This is a genomic window from Nonomuraea sp. NPDC050451, from assembly GCF_044458585.1.
The window spans coordinates 116788-133613 of the sequence record NZ_JBITHZ010000006.1; the positions used below are offsets into that span (position 1 = coordinate 116788).

Below are 16826 nucleotides of genomic sequence, written 5' to 3' on the forward strand. Positions count from 1 at the left end.
GGAGCCCCCATGCGCAAGACAGTCCTGTCCGGCGTGTTAGTGCTGGCCCTGACGGTGCCGGCCGTCCCCGCCCCTGCCCTCGCCGGCGCCTCCGCGGACGCCACCCTGCTTCGCTACGCCAAGGACACCTGGCGCTCGATCGCCGCCATGGTGGAGCCGGCCACCGGCCTGCCCGCCGACAAGGTGACCGGCGACCTCGCGACCAGGGCGAAGGTCACCTCGCCCACCAACATCGGCACGTACCTGTGGAGCACCCTCGCCGCCCGCGACCTGCGCCTGATCAGCGGCGGGGACGCCGCCGCCAGGATCGCCAGGGTGATCAAGGCGCTGGAGCGGCTGGAGCGGAACACGCCCACCGGCCAGTTCTACAACTGGTACGATCCCGGCACCCTCCAGTTGATCCACACCTGGCCGGAGACCGGCGATCCGGTGCGCCTGTTCGCCTCCAGCGTGGACAACGGCTGGCTGGCCGCGGCCCTGATGATGGTCCGCAACGCGACCCCGCAATACGCCACCCGCGCCAACCGTCTGCTGACCTCCATGAACTTCGCCTCCTACTACGACCCCGCCGCCCGCCCCGACGCGGGCACCGGGCTGATCCGAGGGGGCTTCTGGCCCGAGCCGCCCGACGGCTGCCACGTCGCGAGCGACTACGCCGGCACCGGCACGACCGTCTACTCGACCTGCCACCACTACGGCGCGCCCGCCGAGACCCGCATCGGCCAGTACGTGGGCATCGCGCTCGGCCAGCTCCCGCGCGAGAGCTACTTCGGCCCGTACCGCACCTTCCCCGACAACGGCTGCGACTTCGGCTGGCAGGACCAGAAGCCGGTCGGCTCGTGGAAGAAGTACCTGGGCGTGAACGTCTGGGAGGGCACGTACGCCTACCGCGGCATGCGCTTCGTCCCGAACTGGGGCGGCTCCATGTTCGAGGCCCTCATGCCGGACCTCGTGGTCCCCGAGGCGAAGTGGGCGCCCAAGAGCTGGGGCCGCAACCACCCGGTGTTCGTCCGCGCCCAGATCGAGCACGGCCTGAACGAGGCCGAGTACGGCTACTGGGGCTTCTCGCCGTCCAACGACCCGCACGGCGGCTACCGCGAGTACGGCGTGGACCCGCTCGGCATGGACGAGCCCGGCTACACCTCCGACCGCGAGCGCACCAGCACCGACCCCGGTTACGAGGGCTGCCGCCCGGCCAAGCCGGAGCCCGCCGCCTACGGCGACGGCGTGGTGACGCCGCACGCCAGCTTCCTGGCGCTGCCGTACGCGAAGGCCGCGGCCATCGACAACCTGGACAAGCTCCGCCGGAACTTCGACGCCTACGGCCCCGGCGGCTTCTACGACGCCGTCGCGGTCCGCTCGGGGGTCGTGTCCAAGTGGTACCTGGCACTCGACCAGGGCATGGTGATGGCCGCCCTGGGCAACGTGCTCACCGGCGGCGACCTGCACCGCTACTTCGCGGGCTCGGGCGTGGAGGCCAAGCTGCGCCCGGTAATGGAAATCGAGGAATGGAACGTCTCTTCATGAACATGGCTGCCCACCGCGACTGGCAGGAGCGCATCGGCCAGGAGTCCGGCGCGATCACCCCGGCCTCCCGGCCCGAGCTGCCGGCCCCGACGGGCCTGTCGGCGGTCCCGGGAGCGGGCCAGGTGACGCTGACCTGGGACGCCGTGCCCGGGGCCATCGGCTACGTGGTGCACAGGGACGGCGCGCCGGCCACGCCGCCGGACGTGGACGTGCCCGCCGTCCCGTCCTGCCGGTACGTGGACACCGGGCAGGGAGCGGCGTCCTACCAGGTGGCCGCGGTCGCCGCCGTGGACCACGCCGGCCCGCTGTCCGAGCCCGTCCACGCCGCCCCGCTCGAAGGGCCGGCCGGGGTGTCGGTCCACGTGGACGCGGGGCGGGTGACCCGCGAGCTGCCGCGCCCGTGGGCGTACATGGTGGGGTCGGAGCACCTGTCGCACCTGCTGAGCACCGACGAGAGCGGCGGCCGGCCCATCGGCGAGGAGCTGGCCGAGGCGCTGCGCGTCATGCGTGACGAGCTCGGCGTCCAGACGGTCAGGGCGCACGCCATCCTCTGCGACGACCTGGGCGTCTACCGCGAGGTCGACGGTCAGGCGGTCTACGACTTCAGCCGCGTGGACGAGGTCTACGACAAGGTGGTGGCGCTGGGCCTGCGGCCGATCGTGGAGCTCAGCTACATGCCGCGCGACCTGGCCGCCGACCCCTCCAGGACCGTCTTCGGCTACGGCGCCGTCGTCTCGCCGCCGAAGGACTTCGAGGCGTGGAGCGACCTCGTCAGGGCGCTCGTCGAGCACCTGGCCGAGAGGTACGGGATCCACGAGCTGATCGACCACTGGGCCTTCGAGGTCTGGAACGAGCCGAACCTGGCCGTCTTCTGGACCGGCACGCCCGAGGAGTACTTCCTGCTCTACGACGTCACCGCCGCGGCCGTGAAGAACGTCCACCCGGACCTGCGCGTCGGCGGGCCCGCCTCGGCGGCCGACGGCTGGGTGGAGGAGCTGCTCGCCCACGTCGAGGAGTCGGGCGCGGCGCTCGACTTCGTCTCCAGCCACACCTACGGCAACGCGCCGCTCGACTGGCGTCCCGTCCTGGACAGGTACGGTGTGGACGTCCCCATCTGGTGGACCGAATGGGGGCCCACGCCCACCCACTTCCACGGCATCGGCGACGGGCCGTTCGGGGCGGCGTTCCTGCTGCACGGCATGAAGTCGGCCGCCGGCAGGATCGCCGCGCTGTCGCACTGGGTGGCCTCCGACCACTTCGAGGAGCTGGGCCGGCCGCCGCGGCTGTTCCACGGCGGGTTCGGCCTGCTGACGGTCGGCAACCTGCGCAAGCCCCGCTTCCACGCGCTCACCCTGGCCTCCCGGCTGGGCGACGCGGAGCTGGCCGCCACCCTGGAAGGCGACGTGGCCGGCGTCGAGGCGTGGGCGGCCAGGCACGAGGACGGCAGGATCGGCGTGCTGGTCTGGAACGGCACCCTCAACCACGCCCAGGCCGACGGCACCCCCGAGCTCACCCGTACGGTGTCCCTCACCGTCGACGGGCTCGGCGACGGGGAGTACACGCTCACCCACCACCGCATCGACCGCGACCACTCCAACGTGCAGGCGGCCTGGCAGGCGATGGGCGGCGGCGACTGGCCGGCGGACGAGCAGTGGGACAAGCTCCGCGCCGCCAACACGCTGGACGAGCTGGCCCCTCCGGCCACGGCCGCCGGCAGCACGGTCACTCTTGAGTTCGATCTGCCCATGCCGGGCGTGTCCTTCATCGAGCTGACACCGTAAAGGGCGATACCGTACGGGGCGATGTGGAGGTCAAGGGCACGGTTCTGTACGGGCGCGCACGCCGGTGAGAGCCTGTGCCCATGACCGAACCGGCTCGGGCGCTGGCCGCCCGCATCGAGCGGTTCGAGCAGGCCGCGGATCCCGACCTGATCTGGGATCCCGCGGCGCTGGTCGAGGCCGAGCAGGCGATGCGGGCGTGCGCCGGCGACCGGACCGACGCCGTCACCTGGCGCCTGATCGGCATGCTCCACCTGGCCCGCTACCGGCTGGACCAGCGGTTCACGCAGGACGCGGCGGTGGCGGGCACGTTCTTCGCCGCCGTGGCCGTGGTCGATCCCGGGCGGCTCCCGGAGCGGCTGCGCGGCGCGAACGCGCCCCCCGGCGACTCGGCCGGCACGTGGGCGGGGCTCGTCGAAGAGGTGTTCCAGCATGTGGACCCGGCGGCGTACCCGCACGTGGAGCTGCTGATCCACGCCCTCGTGCGGCGGGCCATGGCGCAGCCCACGCAGGAGGTGGCCGACCGGCTCGGCGAGCTGCTGTTGCAGCAGTCGGCGCGCTCGCCCGACCCCGCCTGGGCGCCCGGCGCGCTGGCGCTGCTGGGCGACGGGCTGGTGCGGCTGTTCGGGGCTACGGGCGAGCTGGAGGTCGTCGACGACGCCGTGCACGTGCTGTTCAGGGCGGCGCTGGCCGAGCCGGCGCACGTGGACGAGCTGGCCACGGCGCTCGGGCTGGCGGCGTTCGGCGACGAGGAGCTGGCCGGGGCGTACGTGACGGCCGCGCAGGCGCCGCCCGCCGGTCAGGAGCGGTCGCAGGCGCTGCTGGCGCTGGTCGAGCTCACCTGGGCGCGCTCGACCGGCTCGTACGCCGACCGCGATCTGCTGGCGTTCATCCGGGTCGGGCAGTGCGCGCTGGACTTCTGGCACGAGAAGTGGGCCCATCCCGGCGTGCTGGCGCCGTACGCGGCCGGGCTGGTCGAGTGGTTCGTCGTCACGGGGGACGAGCGCTCGCTCGAGGCCGGGACGGAGATGCTGGAGGCCCTGCACATGACGCCCGGCGAGACGGCGCGCGGGCTCGGCACCGACCCCGTCGTGCGGCTCGGGCTGCTCGGAGACCGCCGCTGGAACCGCTACGGAGTCACCGGCGACTCCGACGACCTGGAGACCGCCGTCGAGGTCATGCGCGAGGCGGCCGGCCAGGCTCCGCGCGGGCACCCCGACCGCGCCAGGCTGCTCGCCAACCTGGCGAACGCGCTGCTCAGACGGGCCGTCGTGACGGGCGGAGACCCCGGGGAACCGATCGCGGCCGCGCGTGCCGCGCTCGCCGCCCACGGGGAGCGGGATCCGGCCCGGCCCAGGGTCCTGATGCTGCTCGGCCAGACGCTCAAGCTCGATCTCGACGCCAGGCACGCCGACGAGGCGATCGCCGCCTTACGCGAGGCCCTGGCGGCAGGTGAGCTGCTGTCGCCGCGGGCGGAGGCGTACGGGCTCGTCTCGGAGGTGCTGCGATGGCGGGCCGCGCACTCGGGACGGGTGGAGGACCTGCACGAGGCGGTGGCGTCCGCGCGCCAGGGACTGGAGCTGGCCGTGAAGTCCGGCCAGGACCCGGCGCCCGCGCGGCGGGTGCTGTGCGGGGCGCTGCTGGCGCGCTTCTCGGCGCGGGGCGACCCGGGGGACCTGGGGGAGGTGCTCGAGCTCGCCGGGGAAGGGGACCCGGAGCTGCTGTCGCAGCTCGGCGCGGCACTCGACGGGACACCGCCGCCGGACGAGCGGCTCGCGGGGGCCGCGACCGAGCTGGCGATGGTCACGCGGGACGACGACGTGGCGGTCGAGCTGCTGCGCTACGCCGAGCGGCAGGCCGGCTCGCCCGGCGAGTTCCTGCTGGAGTCCGGGCTGCGGCTGGCCTCGCTCGGGCGGCTGCGGGTGGCCTGCGTCGTGCTGGGGCGGTCGGCGGAGGCGTTCGGCTCCGATGAGGGGGCTCGGACGGCGTACGCGCTGTCTGAGCAGGGGCGGGTGTACCAGGAGCTGGGCGAGCTGGTCGCGGCGCTGGAGTCGTTCGCGCGGTCGGCGGCCGTCTACGGCTCGCTGGGCGAGGTCCGGGCCGAGGCGCTCCAGCTCGGCAGCATGGGCGTCGTGCTGCTCAGAGCCGGCGACCCCGTCCGCGCCCTCGAACACCACCACCGCGCCATCGCCCTGTGCGAGAGCGCCGGGCTGGCGGCGGAGGAGGCGGTCCAGCAGGGGCACGCCGCCGAGGCGTTCCTGGCCGCCGGCGACCCGGGCGGCGCCGTGGCCTGCGCGGTCCGGGCCCGCGAGCTCCACCGGGAGCTGGGCGAGACCGTGCCGGCCGCCATGGCGCTCGTTCACGCCGCCCGGGCGGCCCTCGACCAGGACGACCTCACCGCGGCCGCGGAACGCATGGCCGCCTGCGCCATCGAGCTGGAGGCCGCCGGGGCGTGGGAGGACGCGTGCCGGGTGCTCGACGCGCACGCCGTCCTGCTGGTGGAGCGCGGCCACCCCGGCCAGGCCGCCGCGTGCGAGACCCGGCTGGTGGAGATCGTGCGGCGCAGGGGCGAGCGGCGCGAGCCCGCCGACGAGTGGTACCGCATCGCGGGCCGCCGCCGCGGCCGCGGCGACGCCGACGGCGCCAGGATGGCCTTTGGGCTGGCCGAGCGCGAGTACGAGTCGCTCGGCCACTACGACGGGGCCGCCTCGGCGCGCTACAACCTGGGCGCGCTTTCCTACGCGGAGGGGGAGGCCGGGCGGGCGCTGGAGGAGTTCGGGGCGGCGGCGGAGGCGTTCGCCAGGTTGCGTGCCCCCGTCAAGGAGTCGTCCGCGCTGACCATGCGCGCCTCCTGCCTGACCGCCCTCGACCGCCACGACGACGCGCTGGCCGACCTGGAGCGGGCGCTGGAGCTGGCCGCCGCCGAGGGTGACGTGGGGGCCGTGCTCATCGCCGTGCTGGGGCGGGCCGCGCTGGACCTGCGGCTCGGCTCGTGGGACGAGGCCGCGGAACGGCTGAACTCGGCCCTGGGGCTGTCCGCCGGTGACCCGCTCAAGGAGGCCGTCGTCCGCGACCGGCTGGCCGCGCTGGCGGCCCGTACCGGCGACCTGGACGCGCAGGTGGAGGCGCTGGAGCTGGCGGTGGCCGGATTCCACGCCGGCGACCAGCCCCGGCTGGCGGCGCTCAGCTCGATCAAGCTCGGCTTCGCGCTGGAGGAACGCGGCGAGTTCCGCCGCGCCCGAGCCGCCCTCGAAGCCGGCCTCTCCACCCTCACCCCACCCCTTGACCTGGCGTCGTCCGGCGGCTCGGCGCAGTCCAGCGGCGCCTTCGAGCTCATCGCGGTCATGGGCGGGGGCCTGGACGCGGAGCTGCTGTCGCGGCTGGCCCGCATCCAGCTCACGCTCGGCGACGTGACCCGCGGCCACGCGACCCTGGGCCAGGCGATCAGGGCGGCGGACGGCGACCGGGCCGAACGGCTGGAGACCTGGCTCCGCATCGAGGAGGCGGAGGCCGCGGGTGACCTGGAGACCGCCCGCGCCCTCGCCGAGCAGACGCTCGCCGCGAACCCCGTCAACGGCCGCCCCCTCGCCTCCGAGTACCACTCGTTCCTGCTGGCCAAGCTCTCCGCGTTCTGCCGGGCGCTGGGGGACCTGGAGGCCGCCCGCGCGTACGCCGCCCGCGGCTACGAGCTGAGCGACGCCCTCATGATCGACCACCTGCGCAACCTCGGCGCGGCGGCCCGGGAGCTGGGCCGCCTGGACGAGGCCGCCGGCCACCTCATCGAGGCGGTCGCCCGGGCCCGCGACTCGGACGCCGCGCTCCCCGCGGACCTCGTCCAGGCGCTCGACCTGCTCGGTCGCGTCCGCGCCGACCAGGCCCGCTGGACGGAGGCGGCGCACGCCTTCGACGAGGGGCTCGAGCTGCTGTCCTCGCCGGTCTGGCGCGCGCTGCGGGCCCCGTTGCTGGCCGGACGGGCAGGGCTCCACCTCAAGCTGGGCGAGCTGGCGGAGGCCGAGGCCCTCTACCGGCAGTCCATCGCGATCGTGGAGGAAACGGGTTCCCGTACGGACCTCGCCGACAGCTACGCCGACCTGAGCCTCGTCTGCGCGCTGCGGGACTCGGCGGACCAGGCCAGACTCTTCGCCGAGCGGGCCCTGGACCTCGAACACGCCCGCGGCCGGACCCGCGGCGTGGTCCTGGCGCTCATCCTGCTCGCGCGCCTCGAGGACACCTCCCGAGCCGAGGTCGACCTGGCGGAGGCCGCGGCCCTCGCCCAGGAGATCGGATATCGGCCGGGGGAGGCGCTCGCCCTCGGCCGGCTCGGCGCGCTGTACGTGGCCACCACCTCCTACGCCCGAGCCCACCGGCACCTGTCGGAGGCGATCGGGCTGCTGGAGGAGCTCGGACACGAGCTGGAGCTGGGAATCGCCCTGCACAACCGCTCCGTCGCCGCCGAGCGACTGGGCGACCTGCCGAGCGCGCTCGCCGACGCCGAACGGGCCTGCGACCTGGGCCAGGCGTACCGCGACCACGCGATCCGGCTCGCGGTACGCCTGGGCCGCGGCCTGGCAGCCTGGCGGCACCTGGAGCACGCCAAGTCCACCACCCTGACCGCCCACCTCGGCCACCCCCACTGGCCGGAGCCGGTGGGGGGTGATGACGAGTCCTGGCCTTGGCTGGCCGAGGACCGGCCCACCGCCGCTGACCTCAGCCATCGGCGCTGGCCCGTGCCGGACGGCGTGCCCGCCGAGCTCGTGGAGGCGGAGCGGCGCGGGCTCGACACCGTGCAGACGCTCAGGTCGGCCGCGCGGAACACCCGAGACCCGGCGGAAGCGGCGACGCTGCTCGGACGCGCCCGCACCGCCGAGGCCGAGGTGGAGGCGCTGTGGCGCCGGATGGAACCCCTCGCCCCAGGCTACGTCGCCCTGCACCGGGACCCGCCGCTCGACCAGCTCAGCCTCGACGCCCTCGTGACCTCCGAAGGCCGACCCGGCAGCGGGATCGCCGTGGTCGGCTTCCATCTCGGTGAGGAGAGCGTGACGGTGCTCGCCCACCGCACCGGCTGGGCCGAGCCGCGCGCCTTCCCCACCACCGTCGGCCACGACCTGCTGGCCGACTTCACCGCCACCACGGTCGGCCGCCGTCCCGGGCTGCTGGACATCGAGGCGCGCCGCCACCGCGCCGCCGTCTGGCGCCGCCTGGCCGACCTCCTGCTGTCGGACGCCCTCAGCACGCTCGGCGACGACCTGGACCACCTCTATCTGGTCCCGCATGCCGAGCTGCACCGGGTCCCGCTCCACGCGCTCGCCCCGAACGGCCGCTCGCTCCTCGAACGCGCCCCCGTGACCTACGCCCCCTCCGTCGCCGCCCTGACCCGCCTCACCCGCCGAGGCCCCGCGACGGGCACCCGATCGCTGGTGCTCGGATACAACCCGGATCCCGAACCCGAAGGCGAGGTTCGGGGCGCGCTCGAAGCGGCGGCGCGGGACGCCGGTGCCCTGCTGGGCGCCCCGCCCCACACCGGCCCCGAGGCCACCGCGACCCGGCTCCCCGGCGACTGGGACGTGGTGCAGCTGTCGTGCACGGCCGTGTTCGACCCGGGCGACCCGTTCGGCTCGGGCGTCAGGCTCGCCGACGGCCTCCTGACCGGCAGGCGGCTCATGAGCATGGCCGTGAACGCCCGGCTCGTCGTCCTCGGCTCCCACGAACGCGCCACCACGCCCGGCGGCGGTGACGACGTGGCCGGCCTGGCGCACGCGTTCCTCCACGCGGGCGCCAGGTCCGTGCTCCTCCCGCTCTGGCCGGTCTCCGACGAGGTCACCAGGGCCCTGATGCGTGACGTCCACACCGGGCTGCGCTCCGGCCTGGGCCCGGCACGGGCGCTGCGGGAGGCCGTGCTGGAGCTGCGCGACCTCTACGGACCCGCCGAGCCCGACCTGTGGGCCCCGTACGTCCTGGTGGGCCTGCCCTCCTGACGAGACGGCGAGCCGGCCCGTACGGTGGGACGCAGCAAGACGCGAGGGGGAAGATGGACAGCCAGCGGCCGATGCGTGCCGATGCGCGGCGCAACAGGGAGCGGATCCTCCAGACCGCCCGAGAGGCCTTCGCCGCCGAGGGCCTGGCCGTGTCGCTCGACGAGATCGCGCGCCGGACCGGGGTCGGCCCCGGCACCGTCCACCGCCACTTCCCGGCCAAGGAGGCGCTGGTCGAGGCGGTGCTCGCCGACCGCCTCAGCGGGCTCGCCGAGCAGGCCCGCCAGGCCGTGCAGGCGGATCAGGGCGGGTCGGCGTTCTTCCCGTTCCTGCTCGGCCTGGTCGGCGAGGCCCGCGCCAAGCAGGACCTCGCCGACGCGCTCGCCAGGGCGGAGGTCGATCTGTCGGAGCTCACCCGGCGACTCGCGCTGGACCTGCGCCGGGCCTGCGCCGAGCTGCTCGCGCGGGCCCAGGAGGCCGGCACCGTCCGGGCGGACGTGGACGCCGAGGACGTGCGGGCCGTCGTCCTCGCGGCGATCACCGCCGAGCGGCAGCGCGCCGACCCCGGACGGCCGGGGCGGATCGCCGGTCTCGTGCTCGACTGCCTGCTGGTCCCGTAGGAGGGCTCAGTCGCCCAGCCACTTCGAGTCCGGCATGAGCGTGGCCGCGACCAGGTAGCCGAAGAAGCCGATGGCCAGGCCCACCGCGTACGCTCCGAACACCTCGGCTGCTCCCACCAGCGCGGTCACCGCCCCGCCGCCCACCGCGGCCAGCACCGGGGCCAGCACCGCCGCGAGGTCGGTCAGGCCCGCCGCGCCCTGCCTGCGGCGCAGCGTCCCGTACGTGATCCAGCCGATCACCAGCCCGAAGCAGATCGCGCCGAGCACGGCCATGCGAGGACCTCCTCGTCGTCAGCCCGCCACCGTGTCGCGCGGCGGCGGCCGTGGGTCTGATCGCCGTTCACGATCGCACGAGGCGCGCCCGCCTGGCTAGAGGTAGGTCCTGGTCGCGCTCACCAGATCGGGGGTGGCGTCGCGGGTGTCGAAGTAGAGGGCGGAATCGGGGGTGCGCTCGCGGACGTCGTGGTCGCGGATCGCGAACACGGCCGGGGCGACCCCCACGTCGCCGTAGCGGCCGGTGACGGCCTCGCCGATCGCCCGGCGCACGTCGCCGACCACGTCACGCGACGTGTGGCCGGGGCCGGAGGCGGCGAGGTAGCCTAGCATGCCCGCGAAGCGCAGCTCCACCTCGGCGGCGGGGCGCTGCTCGGGCAGCACGGGACGGTCCAGCCAGAACACCTTGCCCGCGAGGAACGCCTCGTAGTCGTCGCCCTCGTGGCGGAGCACGCGCGCCGTCTCGGCGAGCAACTCCCCGAACTCGGCCAGCTCCGACTCGGGCGGCAGGTCCGTGGTGACGAACAGGGGCACGATCAGCGCGTCGAGCATTGGACTATCCCTCCGTGAGGAGGCTCATCGTAGGACCCGGCACCGACAATCCCGGTTCACGCCACTCCCCGTGGCGCTCTAGCGTTCGGTCCACTCGTCCTGTAACGCCGAGTGCACGATCGAGTCGCGCCACCCGTTCGGCGTGTGCACGTGGTGCCGGATCCGGCCTTCCTCCACCATCCCGGCGGTCAGCATCGCGAGCTGGGCGGGTAAGTTCGCCGGGGAGCGGGCGCCCCAGACGCGGTGCAGCCCGAGCTGCTTGAACCCGAACGACAGTAACAAGCGCACGAGGTCCGTGCCGACCCCGCGCCCCCACTGGTCGGGGTGGAGGCCGAAGCCGATCTCGGCGCTGTGCGGGTGGTCGGCCTCGATGTGCAGGCGGGCCACCCCGATCACGTCGCGGCGGGCCGTGTCGATCACGGCCAGCACGTAGAGCCGGCGTGGCTCGGCCGCGGCCGCCTCCAGGGCCTGGTCGACGAGCCGCGCCACCTCGGCCGGGCTGCGGGGTGCGAACGGCATGTGCTGGGTGGCCGCGGTGTCGCCGTAGACGGCGTGCAGCGCGGCCACGTCGGCCTCCGTGACGTCACGGAGGCCGAGCCGTTCGCCGTCGTACACCACCCGCCGCATTTGCAGACGGTAACGCGAGTCCCGTGATCTCTACAAGCCCTTGTCAAGTGGCGAGTTGACTCCCGTAAGCTCGCGCGACAAGTTCGGCTACGGCGCTGTGCGCGCCGAGCGGCTCCGCGTGCCCGGCGTTGATCGAGGAGGCGGCCTGCTCGACGATCCCCGTGGGGGCCTCGTGGCCGATCATGCAGGGCGCGATGGCCAGGCGCTCGGCGCCCGCCGCGCGCAGCCGCTGGGCCGCCATCGCGACGCCCGGCTCGCTGTCGAGCGAGGCCGAGACGACCGGCAGCGTGAGCCTGGACGCCAGGAGCACCGCCGTGGCCTGCACCGCGTGCACCGCGCGCTCCCCGCCCACCGTGGCCATGATGACGCCGTCCACGGGGCTGGAGACGTTCAGCAGCCGTACGCGGTCGGCCCTGGCCAGGCCGCGCTCGGCGAGCCTGATGTGCAGGGCCTCGGCCAGCAGCGGGTGCGGGCCGAGCGCCTCGGTGACGACGGCGCCGCTGCCGCTCGCCGCGACTGCCTTGCCGATCTCAGCCAGGACGACCGGATCGTCCCAGGTGAGCAGGGGCACGATGACGGCGTCGCGGCCGGAGGGCAGGGAGTCCGCCAGGTCGGTGACGCTCGTCAGCCGCACCTCGATCTGCGGGTGGTCGACACGTACCACGGCCGCGATCTCTTCGGCCACGCCGGACGTGGCGCCGGGGGTGGCGAGCACGAGCATGGGGGCGTCCGGCGGCAGGGACGTGGGCACGGGACGGCGGTGGCGACCGCCGCCCGGCCGGGGGGAACGTTCACGTACAGGCAGGCTCACAGCCGCGCAGTTTATGCGTATTAGGTGGAGGTTGTTCTGTGAATAGGTGGCGATTCCGTCACAACCCAGACGCTGCGCGCAAAACGAGTCAACCACACCTTGACTACCGCGACGGAACCACGACGGACTGGGGATTCCCGGGGGCGTAAACCGTGATGCCCTGCGGCAGCGACTTGAGCTTCTCGATCTCCGCGCACGCCGGGCATTTGTCGTAACCGTCCTGCCTGGCCCGGTTCGCGTCCGCCTCCGCCTTGGCCTGGGCCACCTTCGCCTGGGCCTCGGAGACGGCCGCCGAGGCGGCCAGTGAGCGGTCCACGGCCTGCTGCACCTCGCCCGGCAGCGTCACCTTGGCCAGCGTGAAGCGCAGCCCGGTGAGGAAGTCGCCGCCGAGCGTGGCCGGCAGGTCGCGGGCCAGCGAGGCGTTGACCGCGTTCTGCACTTTGACGATGTTGGCGTTGCTGTCCTGCGGCTTGAGCGTGGAGCTCTCCAGCAGCGAGCAGGACGGCACGAGCTCGGCGCAGCGCATGGCGCCGATCTGGCCGCGCAGCGCGTTGTCGATCACGGGGCGGACCGCCTGGCCGAAGAACGCCGACCAGCCCTCGTCCCCGTCCCATGCGTAGAGCGAGCGGTCGTCCTGGGCACGGAAGGTACGGGTGCCGTACTTGTCGTCGAACGTCTTCAGCGTCTCGTGGTCCAGGTTGAGCGTGAAGTAGAGGGTGCCTTCGATGCCCAGGTTCACACCGTCGCTGCTGGGCACCGTCACCACGTCCACGCCAAGCGTCGTGGCCCGCTTGGGGTCGGCGGTGATCGTGTAGAAGCGCTGCTGCGCCGGATAGAGGTGAGTGGACGACCACATGCCGGTCCAGGTCACGCCGGAGCCCGGGTTGATCACCTGGCGTACCTTGTTGTCGTCGAGCGGGCCGCCGTCGCGGACGACGGCCACCTCGCCGCCGCTCGTGCTCTCAAAGCCCCCCAGGCCCCCGACGAGCAGGGGGACGGCGATGAGCGCGGCGACGACGATCAGGGCGATTCTCATCAGTACCCCTTCCGCGCGGGCGGCGTCGGCAGCCGCCGCCCGCGACTCTTCGCGGCGTGGTCCGGCTCAGGCGAACGGTCCGACCTGGCCGGGCAGGGTGGCTTTGACCTTGGGCCCCGCTGCCAGGTCGAGGTGGCGGGTCTCCGGGGCGATGGCCAGGCCCAGGGCCGTGACCGCCAGGGCGGCCACCACGTAGATCGACACCGCGACCGTGGTCTTGTACGTGTCGAACAGGCTGAGGGCGATGATCGGGGCCAGGGCGCCGCCGACGATGCCGGCCACCTGGTAGCCCATGGAGGCGCCGCTGTAGCGCAGCCTCGTGCTGAACAGCTCGGCGATGAAGGCCGCCTGCGGCCCGTACATGGCGGCATGGGTGACGAGCGCGACCACCGCGGCCAGCGCGATCAGCGGGAACGACTTGGTGTCGAGCAACGGGAAGAACGCGAACACCCACACCGCCGCGCCCACCACGCCCGCGAAGTAGACCGGCCGCCGCCCGAACCGGTCGGACAGCGCGCCGGCCAGCGGGATCAGCACGAGCTGCAGCGCCGAGCCGATCAGCACCGCGTTGAGCGCGTACGAACGCGGCAGCTTCAGCACCGTGGTGAGGTAGACGATGATGTACGCGGTGAAGGTGTAGAAGGCCACGTCCACCCCGATCCGCGCGGTGAAGGCGGACAGCAGGGCCCGCGGGTGCGTGCGCAGCACCTCCAGCAGCGGCATCTCGGCCTTGGCGCCCTGCTGCTCGACCTGGGCGAACAGCGGCGACTCGCTGACCCGCAGCCGCACCCACAGGCCCACGAACACCAGCACGCCCGACAGCAGGAACGGCACCCGCCAGCCCCACGACAGGAACGCCGCGTCCGACAGCGTGAACGACAGGAGCGTGAGCAGCCCGGTGGCCAGCACGTATCCGGCGGGCACGCCGACCTGCGGCCAGCTCGCGTTGAAGCCGCGCCGCCGCCCGTCACCGTGCTCCAGCGACATGATCACCGCGCCGCCCCACTCGCCGCCGAGCCCCAGGCCCTGCACGAACCGGAGCGCCGCCAGCAGGATCGGCGCGAGCACGCCGGCGCTCGCGTAGCCGGGCAGCACGCCGATGAGGAACGTCGAGACGCCCATCACCAGGAGCGTCACCACCAGCACGGTCTTGCGCCCCGCCCGGTCGCCGAAGTGGCCGAACACGATGCCGCCGAGCGGCCGGGCGACGAACGCCACGGCGTTGGTGGTCAGCGACGCCAGCGTCGCGTTGAACGGGTCGAGAGCGGGGAAGAACAGCTTGGGGAAGACCAGGGTCGCGGCCGTGGTGTAGAGGAAGAAGTCGTACCACTCCAGCGACGTTCCGATCAGGCTGGCGAGGATCACCCGCCGGGTCTGTTGCGCGGAGCCTGTCATTCGATCGCTCCTTGTTCGTCTAGGGGGTCCTCTTCAACATAAGAATCGTTGAACAATTCGACAAGAGGTTTGCTCCATGATTCGCTGTCAAATGTGGATAACGTGGTTGCCGATCTCGCTCAGGACCGCCCCCGGCTGGGCCGCAGCAGCACCGCGGAGCGGGTGGCCGACATCCTGCGCGACCGCATCAGCGAGGGCTTCTTCCGCCCGGGGCAGCGGCTGTCGGAGGAGTCGATCTCGGAGGGGCTCGGCGTGTCGCGCAACACGCTGCGCGAGGCGTTCCGGCTGCTCGGCCACGAGCGGCTGCTCGACCACCAGCTCAACAGGGGCGTGTTCGTCCGGCTCCCGTCCGCCGAGGACGTCGCCGACCTCTATCGCGTCCGCCGCGTGCTAGAAGGGGCGGCCGTACGGCGCGGCCCGGCCCCCGAGGCGCTGGCCGTGATCAAGGAGGCCGTGCTCGACGCCGAGCGCGCCGCCGAGCAGGACGACTGGCAGGGCGTCGGCACCGCCAACATCCGCTTCCACCAGGCGCTCGTCTCGCTGAACGAGAGCCCCAGGATCGACGAGGCCATGCGCCAGCTCCTGGCCGAGCTGCGGCTGGTCTTCCACGTGATGGAGAACCCGCGGGCCTTCCACGAGCCCTTCGTCGACCGCAACCGGACCCTGCTCGGGCTCCTCGAGTCGGGGCACTCCGAGAAGGCCGCCGCGTACCTCGACGACTATCTCGACCACGCCGAACGGCTGCTCATCGAGGCGTACACGCCGTAACGTCTGTGGCATGGACCGGATCTTCACCGTTGACGAGGCCCGCGAGCTGCTTCCCGGCGTCATGCGTGACGCCCGCGAGGTGATCGCCGCCCGCGCGGACCTGGCCGAGATCGACTTCGACCGGCGGAGCTCGGGGAGCTCCCCGCTCGGCGGCCTCGCCGAGATCAAGGGGCTGCAGGCCCGCATCGAGGAGATCCTCAGCGGGTGGAATGAGCGGGGCATCGAGGTCAAGGGCATCGCGCCGGTGCTGGTCGACTTCCCCGCCGTGATCGACGGGGTGTCGGTGCGGCTGTGCTGGATCGAGGGCGAGCGGGAGCTCGCCTGGTATCACCGTACGGAGCTCGGCTTCGCGGGCCGCCGCCCCCTGGACCCCGGGAGGGCGTGAGCGGCAGCCGTGGCCGATCTGTGACCAACCGGGCACGTCAAGTGGGTGTCTAACGGTGTGAGCGAAAGGATCACACCGATGAGGCACCCCTCAGCGACCGCGGCCCTGCTGGCGTCGGCGGTCATCGGCGGGTTGGGGCTCGCGCCCGGCGCCGCCCACGCCCAGTCAGCGTCCCCGGTGGCCCGCGCCGCCTGGGTCAAGACCTGCACCCACAAGAAGGACGACGTCGACTACCCCTGCGGTCACTGGCAGCTGATCATGCGGGACGGCAGGAAGGTCGCCGTGCCCGGCGCGGCCATTTCGCAGACCGACGCCAAGGGCAACGAGATCCACGACACCAACACGTTCGCCATCAGCGCCGACGGCCGCGTGATGGCGTACGAGCGCAAGGGCGACCACCGCCTGGTCGTCCAGCCGGTCGCGGGCGGCCCGGCCAGGACGCTCCCCAAGGCGGCGGTGCCCAAGGGCGTGGGCACCTCCGACGTCGGCGTCTACCTGTCTCCCAAGGGCGACACGGTCGTGATCGACTACGGTGACGAGTCCGTCCGCCTGCCCGCCAAGGTGATCACGGTCGCGACCGGCAGGATCACGACGCTGCCCCGCGGGGAGGACCTGGCCGGGTTCAGCGGCGACGGCGACGAGGTGCTGACCAAGCGCTACCTGAGCGACAACACGCTCCGCCTGACCGCGCACCGGCTCGGCGGCGGTTCGATCAGGGCGACGCCGCCCCAGCTCGTCGCGAACGCCCCCACGCTCGCCCTGGCCCCCGACGGCCGGACGGTGGCGGTGTTCACCGCGGGCAACGCCGACACGAAGAAGCCGCCGAGGGTGCGCACCTACGACGTGGAGACCGGGCAGCTGTCCGGCGGCGCGGATCTGCCGCTCACGCCCGGCGTGCCGCCGGACCTCGCGTGGTGGGGCCCGGACGGCCTGCTCCACGCCACGGTGGAGAGCGGTGACATCGGGGAGACGGCGGTGGTACGGGAGCTCACCGTCGATCCCGAATCCGGGGCGGTCAAGCAGACCGGCCGATACACGATCAGCAAGACCAGGTACGCCTATGTGAAGGCGGGGGAGTGAAC

13 protein-coding genes are annotated in these 16826 nt (G+C 73.4%); 7 read left to right on the plus strand and 6 right to left on the minus strand.

Features of this window, described 5'->3' with window-relative positions:
- The first annotated feature begins 9 nt into the window (after positions 1-9).
- The 4 genes from ACIBI9_RS21380 to ACIBI9_RS21395 all read left to right on the plus strand — a co-directional run bounded on the left by ACIBI9_RS21380 (position 10) and on the right by ACIBI9_RS21395 (position 9897).
- The gene (locus ACIBI9_RS21380; RefSeq protein ID WP_397223899.1) at positions 10-1527 is read left to right on the plus strand and encodes a glucoamylase family protein; all 1518 of its coding nucleotides are present in this window, start codon (positions 10-12) and stop codon (positions 1525-1527) included.
- The gene (locus ACIBI9_RS21385) at positions 1524-3308 is read left to right on the plus strand and encodes a hypothetical protein (RefSeq protein WP_397223900.1); all 1785 of its coding nucleotides are present in this window, start codon (positions 1524-1526) and stop codon (positions 3306-3308) included. Before ACIBI9_RS21380 ends, ACIBI9_RS21385 begins: the two co-directional genes overlap by 4 nt.
- An 80-nt stretch (positions 3309-3388) precedes the next feature.
- A complete protein-coding gene (locus ACIBI9_RS21390) occupies positions 3389-9280 on the plus strand; it encodes a CHAT domain-containing protein (protein WP_397223901.1) in 5892 nt (1963 codons plus the stop codon).
- Positions 9281-9351: 71 nt separating this feature from the next.
- On the plus strand, positions 9352-9897 hold the full coding sequence (locus ACIBI9_RS21395) for a TetR/AcrR family transcriptional regulator (protein ID WP_397223902.1): 546 nt from the start codon (positions 9352-9354) through the stop codon (positions 9895-9897).
- 6 nt (positions 9898-9903) lie between these two features.
- On the opposite strand, the gene ACIBI9_RS21400 is transcribed toward ACIBI9_RS21395, so the two are convergent.
- The 6 genes from ACIBI9_RS21400 to ACIBI9_RS21425 form a co-directional block, all read right to left on the minus strand.
- A complete protein-coding gene (locus ACIBI9_RS21400) occupies positions 9904-10170 on the minus strand; it encodes a hypothetical protein (protein WP_397223903.1) in 267 nt (88 codons plus the stop codon).
- Between the two features lie 96 nt (positions 10171-10266).
- Positions 10267-10722, minus strand: coding sequence for a hypothetical protein (locus tag ACIBI9_RS21405; RefSeq protein ID WP_397223904.1), 456 nt, complete (start codon positions 10720-10722; stop codon positions 10267-10269).
- A 78-nt stretch (positions 10723-10800) separates the two neighbouring features.
- Positions 10801-11349 (minus strand): GNAT family N-acetyltransferase, encoded by a 549-nt coding sequence (locus ACIBI9_RS21410; RefSeq protein ID WP_397223905.1) that lies wholly within the window; start codon positions 11347-11349, stop codon positions 10801-10803.
- Positions 11350-11392: 43 nt separating this feature from the next.
- Entirely contained in the window at positions 11393-12100 is a 708-nt protein-coding gene (locus ACIBI9_RS21415) for a sirohydrochlorin chelatase (RefSeq protein WP_397223906.1), read from the minus strand.
- A gap of 163 nt (positions 12101-12263) precedes the next feature.
- Positions 12264-13196 (minus strand): SPFH domain-containing protein, encoded by a 933-nt coding sequence (locus tag ACIBI9_RS21420; RefSeq protein WP_397223907.1) that lies wholly within the window; start codon positions 13194-13196, stop codon positions 12264-12266.
- Between the two features lie 66 nt (positions 13197-13262).
- Positions 13263-14591, minus strand: a complete 1329-nt coding sequence (locus ACIBI9_RS21425) for an MFS transporter (RefSeq protein WP_397223908.1) — start codon at positions 14589-14591, stop codon at positions 13263-13265.
- 93 nt (positions 14592-14684) lie between these two features.
- Between ACIBI9_RS21425 and ACIBI9_RS21430 the strand changes: the two genes are divergently transcribed.
- From ACIBI9_RS21430 to ACIBI9_RS21440, 3 genes are all read left to right on the plus strand, one after another.
- Complete coding sequence (locus ACIBI9_RS21430; RefSeq protein WP_397223909.1) at positions 14685-15359, plus strand: GntR family transcriptional regulator; 675 nt, start codon at positions 14685-14687, stop codon at positions 15357-15359.
- A gap of 10 nt (positions 15360-15369) precedes the next feature.
- Positions 15370-15744: a DUF2203 domain-containing protein gene (locus ACIBI9_RS21435; RefSeq protein ID WP_397223910.1), complete on the plus strand. Its 375-nt coding sequence runs from the start codon at positions 15370-15372 to the stop codon at positions 15742-15744.
- Positions 15745-15822: 78 nt separating this feature from the next.
- On the plus strand, positions 15823-16824 hold the full coding sequence (locus ACIBI9_RS21440; RefSeq protein ID WP_397223911.1) for a hypothetical protein: 1002 nt from the start codon (positions 15823-15825) through the stop codon (positions 16822-16824).
- Positions 16825-16826 lie beyond the last annotated feature (2 nt).